Genomic DNA, 15,944 nt, shown 5'->3' with positions numbered 1-15,944 from the left:
CCCCGCGACGCTCCGCACAGCGCCGTGAAAGCTACCCCACCGAATGGCCGGATGGGAGGGGTCGGGAAACCGTCCAAACCGCGCGTACCTCGCGGACGGTAGCCGGAAAATCCCCGCACATGGGGAAGGGACGGACACGATACTGACGGGTCGGTACGTACCGGTGGCGTAATCTCCACCGAATCTGTACGGGCCGGTCACGGCGGCCACCAGGACAGGCGCCTGCTCTCAGCCGCCCTGGCGCCGCAGCCGCTCGCCGCCCGCCAGCACCGCCTCCGCCAGAGCGTCCGCCGCCTCCTGGGCGGGTCCCCCGCGGTGGCCGTGGGTCAGGACGAAGTCGATCCCGCCGAGGTCCGGCAGGCCCGCCCGCTCCGGTACGCGGACCAGGCCCGGCGGGATCAGTCTGCGGGAGTGGGCCATCACGCCGAGCCCGGCCCGGGCGGCCGCGATGAGGCCGTTGAGGCTGCCGCTGGTGCAGACGATGTGCCAGGGGCGGCCCTGGGTGTCGAGGGTTTCCAGGGCGCGGGCCCGTGTGATGCCCGGCGGGGGATAGACGATCAGCGGGACCGGGCGGTCCGGGTCCAGGCGGAGGCGTTCCGCGCCGATCCAGACCAGGTCGTCCCGCCAGACCAGGCGGCCGCGCGGGTCCTCGGGGCGCCGCTTGGCCAGCACCAGGTCGAGCTTGCCCTCGGCCAGGCGCTCGTGCAGCGTCCCGGACAGCTCCACCGTGAGTTCCAGGTCGACCTCGGGATGGTCGTGGCGGAAGCCCTCCAGGATCTCCGGCAGCCGGGTCAGCACGAAGTCCTCCGAGGCGCCGAACCGCAGCCTGCCCCGCACCCGCGCGCCGGAGAAGTACGCCGCCGCCTGCTCCTGCACCTCCAGCAGCCGCCGCGCGAAGCCGAGCATCGCCTCACCGTCGCCGGTCAGCTCCACCGAGTGGGTGTCCCGCGCGAACAACTGGCGGCCCGCCGCCTCCTCCAGCCTGCGCACATGCTGGCTCACCGTCGACTGCCGCAGCCCCAGCCGCCGCGCGGCCTGCGTGAAGTTCAGCGTCTGCGCCACCGCCAGGAAGGTCCGCAGGTGCGTGGGGTCGTACATGACGGCAGCCTAGTCCGGTCATCGCCAATCGCGATCGCAGTCAGAGCGGTATGCCGGATTCCGCGATCGGCTCCGGGCAGGCACGATGGAGATCGTCCGCCCGCACCGAGAAGCTACGGAGCCCTGTGAAACGCCGGCTGCCCATCGACCCGTACATCGCGCTGCTCCTCGGCACGGTGGGCCTGGCCGCGCTGCTGCCCGCGCGGGGCGTCGCCGCCGACGTGGCCTCCGGCGCCTCCACGGCCGCCATCGCCTTCCTGTTCTTCCTCTACGGCGCCCGCCTCTCCACCCGCGAGGCGATGGACGGACTGCGCCACTGGCGGCTCCACCTCACCGTGCTGGCCTGCACCTTCCTCGTCTTCCCGCTGCTCGGCCTGGCCGCGCGAGGACTGGTCCCGGCCCTGCTGACCCAGCCGCTCTACCAGGGGCTGCTGTTCCTCACCCTGGTGCCGTCGACCATCCAGTCCTCCATCGCCTTCACCTCCATCGCGCGCGGGAACGTGCCCGCCGCCATCTGCGCGGGCTCCTTCTCCTCCCTCGTCGGCATCGTCGTCACCCCGCTGCTCGCCTCCGTACTGATCGGCGGTCCGGGTGGCGGCTTCTCCGCCGACGCCCTGGTCAAGATCGTGCTGCAACTGCTGGTGCCGTTCCTCGCCGGGCAGCTTCTACGGCGCTGGATCGGCGACTTCGTCGCCCGGCACAAGAAGGTGCTCGGACTGGTCGACCGGGGCTCGATCCTGCTGGTCGTCTACACCGCGTTCAGCGAGGGCATGGCCCAGGGCATCTGGCACCAGGTGAGCCCGCTGCGGCTCGGCGCGCTGCTCCTCGTGGAGGCCGTCCTGCTCGCCGTGATGCTCGCCCTGACCTGGTACGGCGCGCGGGCCCTCGGCTTCGGCCGCGCCGACCGCATCGCCATCCAGTTCGCCGGGTCGAAGAAGTCCCTCGCCTCCGGACTGCCCATGGCCGGCGTCCTGTTCGGCGCCCACGCCTCCCTCGCCGTACTGCCGCTGATGCTCTTCCACCAGATGCAGCTCATGGTCTGCGCGGTCATCGCCAAACGCCGCGCCCGCGACCCCGAGGAGCCCCCGGCCCCGGCCGCCCAGGTGCCCCGCCCGCGCGTGGGACCGGGCGGCGGCGAAGCCCCGTAGGCGTCCGAACGCGTTTCGTTCATGGGCCCGTTGGCCCGGATTTCCGGCACGGACAGCCCACGGCGGATAACGTTCCGTCATGACCGCAGCACCCGTACTCGACCCCCGGCGCACCGCCCTCGTCCTCGTCGACCTCATGGACCGCCTCGTCGCGCTGCCCCTGGAGCCCCGCAAGGGCACCGAAGTGCTGGCCGCCGGAGAGGAGTTGGCGGCGCGCTGCCGCGCCGAGGGCGCGCTCGTCGTACTCGTCCGGGTCGAACGGCCCGCCGTCCCCGAACAGCCGCCCGGCAGCGGACTTGCCGCCGGACTGCAGAGGGACGGCGACCTGGAGGTGGTCAAGCGGACCATCGGCGCCTTCCAGGGCACCGGACTGGACGAGCGGCTGCGTGCCCACGGCGTCGACACCCTGGTCCTCGGCGGCATCGCCACCAACCTGGGGGTCGAGTCCACCGCCCGCGCCGCCGCCGACCTCGGCTACGAGCTGGTCTTCGTGGAGGACGCGATGGCCGCCTTCACGGCCGCCGAGCACGAGGCGTCCGTACGGCTGGACTTCCCGCGGCTGGGCACGGTCACCACCACCGGACGGCTGGGCTTCGGGGACGGCCGGGGCTGAAGCGGCGGGCCGGGCGGGGCGCGGGCCGGGTGCTTTCCGGCCACCCCGCCGACCGCCCGACGCACGGAGCCGACCGTTCACCGCACCACCGCGCGCCCCGCCTTCTCAACCCACCCGCCCGGACCTACCGTCCGGCCCCATGAGCAGCCCCCCTGTCGCGCCTCCGGGCTGGAGCCGCTGGCTCGTACCGCCCGCCGCGCTCTCCGTCCACCTCTCCATCGGCCAGGCGTACGCCTGGAGCGTGTTCAAGCCACCTCTGGAATCCGCGCTGGACCTCGACGGCACCCAGAGCGCGCTGCCGTTCCAACTGGCGATCGTGATGCTCGGTCTTTCGGCCGCGTTCGGCGGCACCCTCGTCGAGCGCAACGGCCCGCGCTGGGCGATGACCGTGGCCCTGGTCTGCTTCTCCTCCGGGTTCCTGATCTCCGCGCTCGGCGCGCAGACCCAGCAGTACTGGCTGATCGTCCTCGGGTACGGCTTCGTCGGCGGCATCGGCCTCGGCATCGGCTACATCTCGCCCGTCTCCACCCTGATGAAGTGGTTCCCGGACCGGCCCGGCATGGCCACCGGCATCGCCATCATGGGCTTCGGCGGCGGCGCCCTGATCGCCTCGCCCTGGTCGGCCCAGATGCTGGAGTCCTTCGGCACCGACCACTCCGGGATCGCGCTGGCCTTCCTGGTCCACGGCCTGGCGTACGCCGTGTTCATGACGCTCGGGGTACTGCTGGTCCGGGTGCCACGGCCGGCCGAGCGGGCCGAGAGCGGTCCGAGCGTGGTCGAGGGCGTCCGGGTCTCGGCCCGCGGCGCGCTGCGCACCCCGCAGTTCTGGTGCCTGTGGGTCGTGCTGTGCACCAACGTCACGGCCGGGATCGGCATCCTGGAGAAGGCCGCCCCGATGATCACGGACTTCTTCGCGGACAGCTCCACGCCGGTCTCCGTCTCGGCGGCGGCCGGCTTCGTCGCGCTGCTGTCGGCCGCCAACATGGCCGGCCGGATCGGCTGGTCCTCCACCTCCGACCTCATCGGCCGCAAGAACATCTATCGCGTCTACCTCGGCGTCGGCGCGGTGATGTACCTGCTCCTCGCCCTGTTCGGCGACACGTCCAAGCCGCTGTTCGTGCTGTGCGCGCTGGTCGTCCTCTCCTTCTACGGCGGCGGCTTCGCCACCATTCCCGCCTATCTGAAGGACCTCTTCGGCACCTACCAGGTCGGCGCCATCCACGGCAGGCTGCTCACCGCCTGGTCCACCGCTGGCGTACTCGGGCCGCTGATCGTCAACTGGATCGCCGACCGGCAGGAGGCCGCCGGGAAGCACGGTCCCGCGCTGTACGGGCTGTCCTTCTCCATCATGATCGGCCTGCTCCTCGTCGGCTTCGTCGCCAACGAACTCGTTCGCCCCGTCAACCCCCGCCACCACGTCCCCGCCCCGAAGGAGGCCCCCGATGCCCAGCGAGAGCAGCCCGCCTGACCGGCGCGCCCTGATCGCCTTCTCCTGGCTCTGGGTGGCCGCGCCGCTCGCCTACGGGCTGTACGAGCTGGTGCGCAAGGCGACGCAGCTCTTCACGGGCTGAGGGCCAGGAGGCCCGGACGCGCGACCTGACCAGGGCGCCGTCCGGGCCTCCGTCCGTACGAGCGAAAGCCCGAGCGTATGAGCGGAATTCGGATGTCCGAGAGTCTGCAAGAAGCCGACAACTGGGATGCCCGATTCCTGTGGCTTCACGTACCCCCGTACCCGCGAGTCACTGCGCAGACTGGAGAGTCCCGCTACTCACGGCAGCAATGAGGGGACCCCCGCATGCACGGCTCGCGTATCGCCGCGATCGGCCACTACCAGCCCGCCAGGGTGCTCACCAACGAGGACCTGGCGCGCATGGTCGACACCAGCGACGAGTGGATCACCAGCCGGGTCGGCATCCGCACCCGGCACATCGCGGGCCCCGACGAGCCGGTCGACGAGCTGGCCGCGCACGCCGCCGCCAAGGCTCTGGCCACGGCCGGGCTCGCCCCCGGCGACATCGACCTGGTGCTGGTCGCCACCTCCACGGCGATCGACCGCTCCCCGAACACCGCCGCCCGGGTCGCGGCCCGCCTCGGCATCCCCGAGCCCGCCGCGATGGACGTCAACGTGGTCTGCGCCGGGTTCACCCACGCGCTGGCCACCGCCGACCACACCGTCCGGGCCGGCGCCGCCACCCGGGCGCTGGTGATCGGCGCGGACAAGATGTCCGAGGTCACCGACTGGACCGACCGCACCACCTGCGTCCTGGTCGGCGACGGCGCGGGCGCGGCCGTGGTCGAGGCGTGCGCGCCGGGCGAGGAGGCCGGGATCGGGCCGGTGCTGTGGGGTTCGGTGCCGGAGATGGGCAACGCGGTACGGATCGAGGGCACGCCGCCGAGGTTCGCGCAGGAGGGGCAGAGCGTGTACCGCTGGGCCACGACCCAGTTGCCGCCGATCGCCCGGCGGGCCTGCGAGAAGGCGGGCATCGAACCGGCCGACCTCGCCGCGGTCGTCCTCCACCAGGCCAACCTGCGCATCATCGAGCCGCTCGCGCACAAGATCGGCGCCGTGAACGCCGTCGTCGCGCGCGATGTCACCGAGTCCGGCAACACCTCCGCCGCGAGCATCCCGCTCGCCCTGTCCAAGCTGATCGAGCAGGGCGCCGTCCGCACCGGCGACCCGGCCCTCCTCTTCGGCTTCGGCGGCAACCTGTCGTACGCGGGCCAGGTGATCCGCTGCCCGTGACGGGCGGCCCGGACGGCACGTAGCGGTGCGGTCACCTTCTGTTCCCGTGGGTGCCGTGGGGCACAGATACGCAGGTGAAAGGCACTCCGAAACCTTGGTATTGTTGTCCATGTCGCCGCGGGGAACACCTCCTCAAGGCGGCAGACACCTTGTCCGGGTGGCGGAATGGCAGACGCGCTAGCTTGAGGTGCTAGTGCCCTTTATCGGGCGTGGGGGTTCAAGTCCCCCCTCGGACACCAAGTAGGGACCCCTGTACCGCAGGGGTCTTTCTGCTTTTCCGGCACCTGCGGGCGACCGAACCCGTCCGCTAGACCCAGCGCACCGGCAGCCGCTGCGGGCCCCGGATCAGCATGCCCTCGCGCCAGGCCAGGGCGGCCGGGTGGGCGTCGAGGGTGAGCCGGGGGCAGCGTTCCAGCAGGGCGCCGATCGCGATGCGGGCCTCCAGGCGGGCCAGGGGTGCGCCGAGGCAGTAGTGGATGCCGTGGCCGAAGGCGACGTGGCCGCCCGCGGGGCGCCGGATGTCGAAGCGGCCGGGGTCGGGGAAGCGGGCCGGGTCGTGGTCCGCGTCGGCCAGGGCCACGAGGACGAGGCGGCCGTCTCCGGGGATGACCGTCCCGCCGATCTCGACCGGTTCGGTGGTGAACCGGTACGTCGGTGTCTCCACCGGGCCGTCGTAGCGCAGCATCTCCTCCACCGCGTTGGGGAGCAGCGTCATGTCCTCGCGCAGCAGCGCCAGTTGGTCGGGGTGGGTGAGCAGCGCCAGTACGCCGTTGGAGATCAGGTTGACCGTGGTCTCGTGGCCGGCGACCAGCAGCAGCCAGGCGGTGCCGAGCAGTTCCTCCGCGGAGAGTCGGTCGCCGTCCTCGTCGGTGGTGCGGATCAGGCCGCTCAAGAGGTCCTGGCCCGGCTCCAGCCGCTTGCGCTCCACGAGTTCGGCGAGATACGCGGTCACCTCGTGGGTCGCCGTCACCCGTGCCCGTGGGTCGGGGTCGGTGAGGACCGTGGCCGTCCAGGTGCGGAACGCGGTGCGGTCCAGCGTCGGGACCCCGAGCAGTTCACAGATCACCGAGATCGGCAGGGGGAACGAGAGCGCGTCCACCAGGTCGGCCCGCCCGTCGGGGAGTGCCGTCATCGCGTCGAGCAGCTCGTCGGTGATCTGCGCCACGCGTGGGGCGAGTTGCTCGATCCGGCGTGTGGTGAACTCCCGCACGACCAGCTTGCGCAGCCGCCCGTGGTCCGGCGGGTCCTGGTTGAGCATGTGCGGCCCGGCCGCCGGGCTGGAGAGCGGGAAGGAGGGAGAGGCGTTCTTCCACTGCTTGGACAGCGCCGGGTTCATGAGCGCGGCCCGCCCGGCCTCGTACCCGACCACGAGCCACGCCTCCGCGCCCTCGGGGATGCGCACCCTGTGCACGGGGCCGCGCTCACGCAGTGCCGCGTACACCGGATACGGGTCGCGGACGAAGTCCTCGCCCAACGCCGCCAGGTCGATCACTTCGGCCGTCGCCACAGTCCGCCCCCGTCTCGTGGATCATTCCGACGCTAGCAGCGGGTGGTGCGTCGCCCAAGGCCGAATCCGGTCGTCGGTGGTGGGGGAGCGTCCCTGCTCGGAGGGGGATTGTGGAACCGACCGCCTCTTGTTATCGTCACTTCGACGTTAACGGGGAGGGGTGAGGACGGCATGGCTGTCCCGGACATACTCAGCAGCTTGGTCGCGCCGCTGAACCATCAGTTGTTCCACCTGGGTCAGGACGCGGTCACCTGGTCCGAGCTGCTCGGCTTCGCCACCGGTGCGGTGTGCGTCTGGCTGTGCGTGCGGGCGAGTGTGTGGAACTTCCCCGTGGGGATCGCCAACAACCTGTTCTTCCTGGTGCTGTTCTGGAGCGCGCGCCTCTACGCGGACGCCTGGCTCCAGGTCGTCTACCTGGTCCTCGCCGCCTACGGCTGGCTGACCTGGCTGCGCGGCGGCGACCGGCGCTCCCGCCGGCGCATGGGTCACGCGTCCCGCTCCACCCTGTGCGTCCTGCTGGCCCTGCTGGTGCCTGTCACCTGGGGGTTGACGGTACTGCTGACCCGTGCGCACGACTCCGCCCCCTTCTGGGACGCCCTGACCACCGCACTGTCGCTGGCCGCGCAGTGGCTGCTCAACGCCAAGCAGATCGAGAACTGGTACTTCTGGATAGCCGCCGACCTCGTCTACATCCCGCTCTACTTCGCCAAGGGCCTGGACCTCACCGGCATCGTCTACATGCTCTTCCTGACGATGTGCCTGGTCGGATGGCGTTCCTGGCACCGCGAGTTGGCGACCCCCATGACGGAAACCGGACGGGCGGTGACCGTGTGAGCGCCCGCTTCGCCCACGGGCTGGTGATCGGCAAGTTCTACCCGCCGCACTCCGGCCACCACTTCCTGATCCGTTCCGCCGCCGATGCCTGCGAAGCCGTCACGGTCGTCGTGATGGCGGCCGGCCACGAGTCGATCCCGCTGGCGGACCGCGTCGCCTGGATCGGCGAACACTGGGCCGACGAGCCCCATGTCGCGGTCGTGGGCGTCGTCGACGATCTAGCGGTCGACTACGACAGCGACGCGGCCTGGGACGGCCATGTCGCCCTGATGCGCCAGGCTCTGGCCGAGGGCCCGCACGCGTCGGACGTGGACGCGGTGTTCAGCTCCGAGCCCTACGGCACCGAACTCGCCCGCCGTTTCGGCGCCGCGCCCGTCCTGCTCGACCTCGACCGGGGCACCTTCGCCGTCTCCGGTACGAAGGTCCGCGCGGACCCCGTCGCCCACTGGGACGAGATCGAGCCGCCGGTCCGCGCCTGGCTCGCCCGCCGGGTCGTGGTCGTGGGCGCGGAGTCCACCGGGACCACCACGCTCTCCCACGACCTCGCCGACGCCCTGCGCGCCCGGGGCGGTCCGCACGCGCTCACGCGCTGGGTGCCGGAGTACGGCCGCGAGCTGACGGTCGCCAAGCTCGCCCGCGCCCGCGGCCTGGCGGGCCCGGACGTGCCCCGGCCGACCGTGGCGGACCTGGACTGGGACGACGCCGACTTCAAGCTGGTCGCCCGCCGTCAGAATCGCACCGAACAGCACGCCGCCCGCGCAGGCGGCCCGGTGCTCGTGTGCGACACCGACGCCCTGGCCACCACCGTCTGGCAGGAGCGCTACCGAGGCCGCGCCACCGGCCCGGTTCGTGACCTCGCCCGGGCCATGCCGCCGCGCGCCCTCTACTTGCTCACCTCGGACGAGGGCGTCCCCTTCGACGACGACGGCCTGCGCGACGGCGAGCACCTGCGGGGCTGGATGACCGACCGCTTCCGCGAGGTCCTCACCAGCTCAGGCGTCGAGTGGCTGGAGCTCCACGGCGACCGCCCGACGCGTCTGAACCGCGCGCTCGCCGCCGTCGACCGGCTCCTGGCCGAGGGCTGGGGGATGGCGGACCCCCTGGGCTGAGCCTCCGCCCGATCAGGCCGTGACCAGACCGTCACGTCGGCCGGCGGGAAGCCCGGTTCGGGCACCGCCGTGGACCTGACCTGGGCCACCGGAAGATCATCCGCACCACCACGCCCCAGATGGCGGGGGAGTGGACGTGTGGGTCCGGCCCGCACTGCGGTTCACCTTGCCGCATCCCTTGACGCGCCCCCCGCCGCCGGATTAACTCACGTCCTAAATTAAGCCCTGAGGAGCCGATGCGGTTTTCGGGGTCTCTCTCCCGGAAAGGGACAGCCAGAGCCATGCGCAGCATCCGAGCCGCGGCCACAGGCGCCGTCGTCATGTCGCTCGCCCTCGCGGCCACCGCGTGCGGAGGAGGTACGGACAGCGGGGACGGAGCCGGCGGCTCGTCCAAGACGCTGACCTACTGGGCCTCCAACCAGGGCGCCAGCGTCGAAGTGGACAAGCAGGTGCTCCAGCCCGAGCTGGACAAGTTCGAGCAGCAGACCGGCATCAAGGTCAAGGTCGAGGTCGTGCCCTGGTCCGACCTGCTCAACCGCATCCTCACCGCCACCACCTCCGGCCAGGGCCCCGACGTGCTGAACATCGGCAACTCCTGGACCGCCTCCCTCCAGGCCACCGGTGCCCTGCTGCCCTGGGACGAGGGCAACTTCGCCAAGATCGGCGGACGCGACCGCTTCGGTGAGTCCGCCCTCGCGTCCACCGGCGTCGAGGGCAAGGACCCGGCCGCCGTACCCCTGTACTCGATGTCGTACGCGCTCTACTACAACAAGCAGATCTTCGCCGACGCAGGCATAGCGAAGCCCCCGGCCACCTGGGACGAACTCGTCGCGGACGGCGCGAAGATCAGGGCCAAGGGCAAGTCCGTGCTGGGGGCGGAGGGCTCGAACCCCTCCGAGAACATCCACCACGTCTTCGTCCTCGCCAAGCAGCACGGCGCCGACTTCTTCACCGCCGACGGCAAGCCCGACTTCACCAGCCCGAAGGCCGTCGAATCCGTCAAGCAGTACGTCGACCTCATGGCCAAGGACAAGGTCATCCCGCCCGGCAACGCCGAGTACGCGCAGAACCAGTCCGTCAGCGACTTCGCCAAGGGCAAGCAGGCCATGCTGCTGTGGCAGTCCGCCGCCGCCAACCTCAAGTCCCAGGGCATGAAGGAAGACGCCTACGGTGTCGCCCCCGTGCCCGTCCAGAAGGGCGCCCCCGGATCGGGGACCCAGGTCAACTCCATGGCCGGCGGCATCAACATCGCCGTCTTCAAGGACAGTCACAACCTCGACGGCGCCACCGAGTTCGTGAAGTTCATGACCAGCGACGCCGAGCAGAAGGCCCTCAACAAGGCGTACAGCTCCATCCCGCCGGTCAAGTCGGCCCAGGAGGACCCCGAGTTCGCCGGACCGTCCATGGCCGTGCTGAAGGACACCCTCGCCAAGAGCGCCGCCGCACTGCCCCAGGTCGCCACCGAGTCGCAGTTCGAGACCGCCGTCGGCACCGCAGTCAAGGAACTGTTCGCCGACGCCGCGGCCGGACGCGCGATCACCACCGCCTCCGTCAAGGCCAAGCTGGAGAAGGCCCAGCAGCAGATGCCGGCGGCCTGACGTCCATGACCACCACCGTCCTGAAGGAACCGGTGCGGGGGGACACCCCCGGTGCGGCGCGCGACCCGCGCCGCACCGGGCGGACCCGCCGCACCGCGCTCCCGTACCTGCTCCTCCTGCCCGCCCTCGTCTTCGAACTCCTCGTCCATCTGGTCCCGATGGTCATCGGCACCCTGATGAGCTTCCGGTCGATCACCCGCTTCACCCTGCGCGACTGGAACAACGCCCCCTGGAACGGGCTGCGCAACTTCCGCGTGGCCGTGGACTTCGACGCACCCGCGGGCGAGGCGCTGCTGCGCTCGTTCCTCGTCACCATCGGATTCACCCTGTGCTCGGTCGCCCTGTGCTGGGCGCTCGGCACCGCCGCCGCCGTCTTCATGCAGGACACCTTCCGCGGCCGCGGCCTGCTGCGCGCCCTGTTCCTGGTGCCGTACGCGCTGCCCGTCTATGCGGCCGTCATCACCTGGGTGTTCATGTTCCAGCACGACAACGGCCTGGTGAACCACGTTCTGCACGACCAGCTCCACCTCACCGACAAGCCGTCCTTCTGGCTCATCGGCGACAACAGCTTCTACGCCCTGCTCACCGTCTCGGTGTGGAAGGGCTGGCCGTTCGCCTTCCTCATCGTGATGGCCGGCCTCCAGAACATCCCGCGCGAACTGTACGAGGCGGCCGCGCTGGACGGCGCCGGGATGTGGCAGCAGGTCCGCCGCATCACCCTGCCGTCGCTGCGCCCGGTCAACCAGGTGCTGATCCTGGTGCTGTTCCTGTGGACGTTCAACGACTTCAACACGCCCTACGTCCTGTTCGGCCGGGCCGCCCCCGAGGCCGCCGACCTCGTCTCCGTGCACATCTACCAGACCACCTTCCTCACCTGGGACTTCGGCACCGGCTCCGCCATGTCCGTCCTGCTGCTGCTCTTCCTGCTGGTCGTGACCGGCGGATACCTGCTGCTCACCTCGCGCGGAAGGAGGGCCGGAAATGGCTGACTCGTCGCCCATGGCGCCGCCCCGTTCGTTCCTGTGGTCCCGGCGGATCTTCCTCACCCTGCTCACCGGCTTCGTCCTGGTGCCCGTCTACGTGATGGTCTCCAGCTCGCTCAAGCCGCTTGCCGACGTCACCGACAAGTTCCGCTGGCTGCCGAGCGAGTTGACGATCCGGCCGTACATCGACATCTGGTCGACGGTGCCGCTCGCCCGGTACTTCGTGAACTCGCTGATCGTGGCGGGCTCGGCCACCGTCTGCTCGGTCGTCATCGCGGTGTTCGCGGCCTACGCCGTCAGCCGCTACGACTTCCGGGGCAAGCGCGTCTTCACGGTCACCGTGCTGTCCACGCAGATGTTCCCCGGCATCCTCTTCCTGCTCCCGCTGTTCCTGATCTACATCAACATCGGCAACGCCACCGGGATCGCCCTGTTCGGCTCGCGCGGCGGGCTGATCCTGACGTATCTGACCTTCTCGCTGCCGTTCTCCATCTGGATGCTGATCGGGTACTTCGACTCGGTGCCGCGCGACCTCGACGAGGCGGCGCTCGTGGACGGCTGCGGGCCGCTCGGCGCCCTGTTCCGGATCGTGGTGCCCGCCGCGATTCCCGGCATCGTCGCCGTCGCCGTCTACGCCTTCATGACCGCGTGGGGAGAAGTCCTCTTCGCCTCCGTGATGACCACCGACACCACCCGCACGCTCGCCGTCGGACTCCAGGGCTACTCCACCCTCTACGACGTCTACTGGAACCAGATCATGGCCGCCTCGCTCGTCGTCAGCGTCCCCGTGGTCGCCGGATTCCTGCTGCTCCAGCGCTATCTCGTCACCGGACTGACGGCGGGCGCCGTCAAGTGACCGACTCCCCGCACCTCGAAGGGACTTCCATGTCCGAGCCCATCGACCTCGCCGCCCTCCCGTCCGACTTCCGCTGGGGCACCGCGACTTCGGCGTACCAGATCGAGGGCGCCGTCGCCGAGGACGGCCGCTCGCCGTCGATCTGGGACACCTTCTCGCACACCCCCGGCAAGATCGACGGTGACGACAACGGCGACACCGCCTGCGACCACTACCACCGCTGGCGCGACGACCTCGGCCTGATGCGCCGACTGGGCGTCGACATGTACCGGTTGTCCGTCGCCTGGCCGCGTGTGATGCCCGGCGGCGACGGCCCGGTCAACGCCAAGGGGCTGGCCTTCTACGACGAGTTGACCGACGCCCTGCTGGAGGCGGGCATCACCCCCTCCGTCACCCTCTACCACTGGGACCTGCCGCAGGTGCTCCAGGACCGGGGCGGCTGGCCGGAGCGCGAGACCGCCGAGCACTTCGCCGCCTACGCCTCGGCCGTCGCCGAACGCCTCGGCGACCGGGTCACCCACTGGGCCACCCTCAACGAGCCGCTCTGCTCGGCCTGGATCGGCCACCTCGAAGGCAAGATGGCGCCGGGCTGGACCGACCTCACCGCCGCCGTCCGCGCCTCCTACCACCTGCTCCTCGGCCACGGCCTCGCCACCCAGGCGATCCGTGCCGCCGCGCCCGATGCCGAGATCGGCATCGTCACCAACCTCTCCACCGTGCACGCCGCCACCGACAGCCCCGAGGACATGGCCGCCGCGCACCGCCAGGACGGCCACGTCAACCGCTGGTGGCTCGACCCGGTGCACGGCCGCGGCTTCCCCGCCGACATGGTCGAGGTGTACGGCGTGGAACTACCCGAGAAGCCAGGGGACCTGGAGACCATCGCCACCCCGCTGGACTGGCTGGGCCTGAACTACTACATGCCGGCGCACGTCGCCGACGACCCCAAGGGTCCTGCCCCGTTCACCCGTTCCGTGCGCCGTGAGGGCGTACCGCGTACGGGCATGGACTGGGAGATCGACGCGAGCGGTATCGAGACCCTGCTGCTGCGCCTCACCGAGGAGTACGGCGCCCGGAAGCTGTACGTCACCGAGAACGGCTCCTCCTTCCCCGACCTGGTCGGACCCGACGGCACCGTCGACGACCCCGAGCGGCGGGACTACCTGGAGACCCACCTCGCCGCCTGCGCCTCCGCCGCCCGCAAGGGCGCCCCCCTCGCGGGCTACTTCGCCTGGTCCCTCCTGGACAACTTCGAGTGGGCCTACGGCTACGCCAAGCGGTTCGGCCTGTTCCACGTCGACTACGCGACCCAGGCCCGCACGATGAAGGCGAGCGGACGCAGGTACGCCGAGATCATCGACGCCCACCGCGACCTCGGGCGGCGCGCGGCCTGAGTCCCCGGGGCGGGCGCGGTGTCCCCGCGTCCGCCCCCCACCCGCTTTGTGACACGCACCAGGCACAGAACTGTCAAGGCCCCACACCGCAGACAGATCTTCCCGAGGGAGAGCCGCATGCCGTCACGCACCCCCCGCACCCTGCTCACCGCACTCGCCGCCGTCGCCCTGCTGACCGGGACCCCGGCCCTGACCGGCCCCGCGACCGCCGCTCCCGCCGCAGCGGCCGTCACCTGGGACACCGACCGCGCCGCCACCGCCTACGCCGCCGACCCCGCTGCCGTCACCGCCTCGGGCAGCGAGAACGCCGGCACCGCCGCCGCACTCGCCTTCGACGGCAACGGCTCCACCCGCTGGTCCAGCGACTTCGCCGACGGCGCCTGGGTCCGCGTGGACCTCGGCGGCGTCATCCGAGTGGACCGCGTCGTCCTCGACTGGGAGGCCGCGTACGGCAGGAGATACGTCCTGGAGGTCTCCCGCAACGGCACCGACTGGACGCCGTTCTACACCGAGACCGCGGGCACCGGCGGCTCCGTGACCGCGCACACCTACCCGCAGGAGGTGACCGGCCGCTACGTCCGCATGCGCGGCCTCGAACGCGCCACCCCTTACGGTTACTCGCTCTACTCCTTCAAGGTCTACGGCGGCGAACCCGCGCCCGCCTCCATCACCCGCACCAACCTCGCGCTCAACCACCCCGCGTACTCCAACCTCTACCAACACGCGGGAAACTCACCGGCGTTCGTCACCGACGGCGGTTGGCCCGCCAACCTCAAGGGCGACAGCACCCGTTGGTCCAGCGACTGGAACGCCGACCGCTGGGTGTCGGTCGACCTCGGCGCGACGTCCACGATCTCCTCCGTCGACCTCTACTGGGAGTCGGCCTACGCCGTCGACTACCTGCTCCAGGTCTCCGACGACAACCGCACCTGGCGGACGGTGTACCAGCCGTCCGCCGCCGAGGTCTCCGCCCGCCGCGCCGACATCCAGGCCCCCGGCGACGCGGCCGGACTGCACGACACGGTCACCCTCCCGACCCCGGCCACCGGCCGCTACGTCCGCATGCTCGGCAAGGAGCGCCGCTCCTTCTACAACCCGGCGCCCTACACCGCGCAATTCGGGTACTCCCTCTACGAGTTCCAGGTCTGGGGCACCGGCGGCAGCGCCACGGCCGCGTACCCGGCGCTGCCCGGCGAGCAGTCCGGCAGCTACCGGACCACGTTCTTCGACGACTTCACCGGCACGGCTCTGGACCGCTCCAAGTGGCGCGTGGTGCGCACGGGCACCGAGATGGGCTCCGTCAACGGCGAATCCCAGGCGTACGTCGACTCCGCCGACAACATCCGCACCGAGAACGGCGAGCTGATCCTCAAGGCCAGGTACTGCAAGGGCTGCACCCGCGCCGGCGGCGGCACGTACGACTTCACCTCCGGCCGCGTCGACACCAACACCAAGTTCGACTTCAGCTACGGCAAGGTCAGCGCCCGGATGAAGCTGCCGGTCGGCGACGGCTTCTGGCCCGCCTTCTGGCTGCTGGGCAGCAACGTGGACGACCCGACCGTGTCCTGGCCCGCCTCCGGCGAGACCGACATCATGGAGAACATCGGCTACGGCGACTGGACCAGCTCCGCCCTGCACGGCCCCGGCTACTCGGCCGACGGCAACATCGGCGCCCGCCAGACCTACCCGAACGGCGGCCGCGCCGACCAGTGGCACACCTACGCCGTCGAGTGGACCCCGATGGCGATGCGCTTCTACGTGGACGACCGCGTGGTCCAGGAGACCACCCGCAACAAGCTCGAATCGACGCGCGGGCAATGGGTCTTCGACCACGACCAGTACGTCATCCTGAACCTCGCCCTGGGCGGGGCCTACCCGGCCGGCTGGAACCAGGTCACCTCCCCCTACTGGGGGCTGCCGCAGTCCAGCGTGGACCGGATCGCCGGCGGGGGAGTGCAGGCGGAGGTGGACTGGGTGCGGGTGGAACAGAAGCGGTAGCCGTTCCGGACGATCCAACTCCTCGCGCGGGAACGGCGGATACGCTTTCGGCGCCGACCGGTT

General features: G+C 70.9%; 14 protein-coding genes and 1 tRNA gene. 13 read left to right on the top strand and 2 right to left on the bottom strand.

Annotation, left to right across the window (positions count from 1 at the left end; genetic code table 11):
* Nucleotides 1–228 precede the first annotated feature (228 nt).
* A complete protein-coding gene (locus HEK131_RS19880; RefSeq protein WP_244336391.1) occupies nt 229–1,098 on the bottom strand; it encodes a LysR substrate-binding domain-containing protein in 870 nt (289 codons plus the stop codon).
* A gap of 137 nt (nt 1,099–1,235) precedes the next feature.
* Between HEK131_RS19880 and HEK131_RS19875 the strand changes: the two genes are divergently transcribed.
* The 6 genes from HEK131_RS19875 to HEK131_RS19855 all read left to right on the top strand — a co-directional run bounded on the left by HEK131_RS19875 (nt 1,236) and on the right by HEK131_RS19855 (nt 5,841).
* Complete coding sequence (locus tag HEK131_RS19875) at nt 1,236–2,246, top strand: bile acid:sodium symporter family protein (RefSeq protein ID WP_217465336.1); 1,011 nt, start codon at nt 1,236–1,238, stop codon at nt 2,244–2,246.
* Nucleotides 2,247–2,325: 79 nt separating this feature from the next.
* Complete coding sequence (locus tag HEK131_RS19870) at nt 2,326–2,859, top strand: isochorismatase family protein (RefSeq protein WP_244336390.1); 534 nt, start codon at nt 2,326–2,328, stop codon at nt 2,857–2,859.
* Nucleotides 2,860–2,998: 139 nt separating this feature from the next.
* Nucleotides 2,999–4,327, top strand: coding sequence for an OFA family MFS transporter (locus tag HEK131_RS19865; protein ID WP_244336389.1), 1,329 nt, complete (start codon nt 2,999–3,001; stop codon nt 4,325–4,327).
* On the top strand, nt 4,302–4,430 hold the full coding sequence (locus HEK131_RS30165) for an MFS transporter small subunit (RefSeq protein WP_279614265.1): 129 nt from the start codon (nt 4,302–4,304) through the stop codon (nt 4,428–4,430). Before HEK131_RS19865 ends, HEK131_RS30165 begins: the two co-directional genes overlap by 26 nt.
* A gap of 224 nt (nt 4,431–4,654) precedes the next feature.
* Nucleotides 4,655–5,602 carry a beta-ketoacyl-ACP synthase III gene (locus tag HEK131_RS19860; RefSeq protein ID WP_244336388.1) on the top strand — a complete coding sequence of 316 codons (948 nt, stop codon included), beginning with the start codon at nt 4,655–4,657 and terminating at the stop codon, nt 5,600–5,602.
* A 151-nt stretch (nt 5,603–5,753) separates the two neighbouring features.
* Nucleotides 5,754–5,841 (top strand) — tRNA-Leu (locus HEK131_RS19855).
* 68 nt (nt 5,842–5,909) lie between these two features.
* On the opposite strand, the gene HEK131_RS19850 is transcribed toward HEK131_RS19855, so the two are convergent.
* Nucleotides 5,910–7,109, bottom strand: a complete 1,200-nt coding sequence (locus tag HEK131_RS19850; protein WP_279614264.1) for a cytochrome P450 family protein — start codon at nt 7,107–7,109, stop codon at nt 5,910–5,912.
* Between the two features lie 171 nt (nt 7,110–7,280).
* Between HEK131_RS19850 and pnuC the strand changes: the two genes are divergently transcribed.
* The 7 genes from pnuC to HEK131_RS19815 all read left to right on the top strand — a co-directional run bounded on the left by pnuC (nt 7,281) and on the right by HEK131_RS19815 (nt 15,881).
* On the top strand, nt 7,281–7,943 hold the full coding sequence (gene pnuC, locus HEK131_RS19845; protein WP_244336387.1) for a nicotinamide riboside transporter PnuC: 663 nt from the start codon (nt 7,281–7,283) through the stop codon (nt 7,941–7,943).
* Nucleotides 7,940–9,052, top strand: coding sequence for an AAA family ATPase (locus HEK131_RS19840; RefSeq protein WP_244336386.1), 1,113 nt, complete (start codon nt 7,940–7,942; stop codon nt 9,050–9,052). The genes pnuC and HEK131_RS19840 overlap by 4 nt, the downstream gene beginning before the upstream one ends.
* A 281-nt stretch (nt 9,053–9,333) precedes the next feature.
* Nucleotides 9,334–10,650 carry an ABC transporter substrate-binding protein gene (locus HEK131_RS19835; RefSeq protein ID WP_244336385.1) on the top strand — a complete coding sequence of 439 codons (1,317 nt, stop codon included), beginning with the start codon at nt 9,334–9,336 and terminating at the stop codon, nt 10,648–10,650.
* A gap of 5 nt (nt 10,651–10,655) precedes the next feature.
* Nucleotides 10,656–11,639, top strand: a complete 984-nt coding sequence (locus tag HEK131_RS19830) for a carbohydrate ABC transporter permease (RefSeq protein WP_217465200.1) — start codon at nt 10,656–10,658, stop codon at nt 11,637–11,639.
* Nucleotides 11,640–11,649: 10 nt separating this feature from the next.
* Nucleotides 11,650–12,489, top strand: coding sequence for a carbohydrate ABC transporter permease (locus HEK131_RS19825; RefSeq protein ID WP_217465335.1), 840 nt, complete (start codon nt 11,650–11,652; stop codon nt 12,487–12,489).
* Between the two features lie 29 nt (nt 12,490–12,518).
* Nucleotides 12,519–13,883: a GH1 family beta-glucosidase gene (locus HEK131_RS19820; protein WP_244336384.1), complete on the top strand. Its 1,365-nt coding sequence runs from the start codon at nt 12,519–12,521 to the stop codon at nt 13,881–13,883.
* Between the two features lie 117 nt (nt 13,884–14,000).
* Nucleotides 14,001–15,881, top strand: a complete 1,881-nt coding sequence (locus tag HEK131_RS19815) for a discoidin domain-containing protein (RefSeq protein WP_244336383.1) — start codon at nt 14,001–14,003, stop codon at nt 15,879–15,881.
* Nucleotides 15,882–15,944: the final 63 nt, after the last annotated feature.

Origin of the sequence: Streptomyces seoulensis (assembly GCF_022846655.1) — a bacterium.
Lineage (GTDB): Bacteria > Actinomycetota > Actinomycetes > Streptomycetales > Streptomycetaceae > Streptomyces.
The sequence above is the reverse complement of the archived record's forward strand: the minus strand, read 5'-3'. Positions and strand labels throughout refer to the sequence as shown.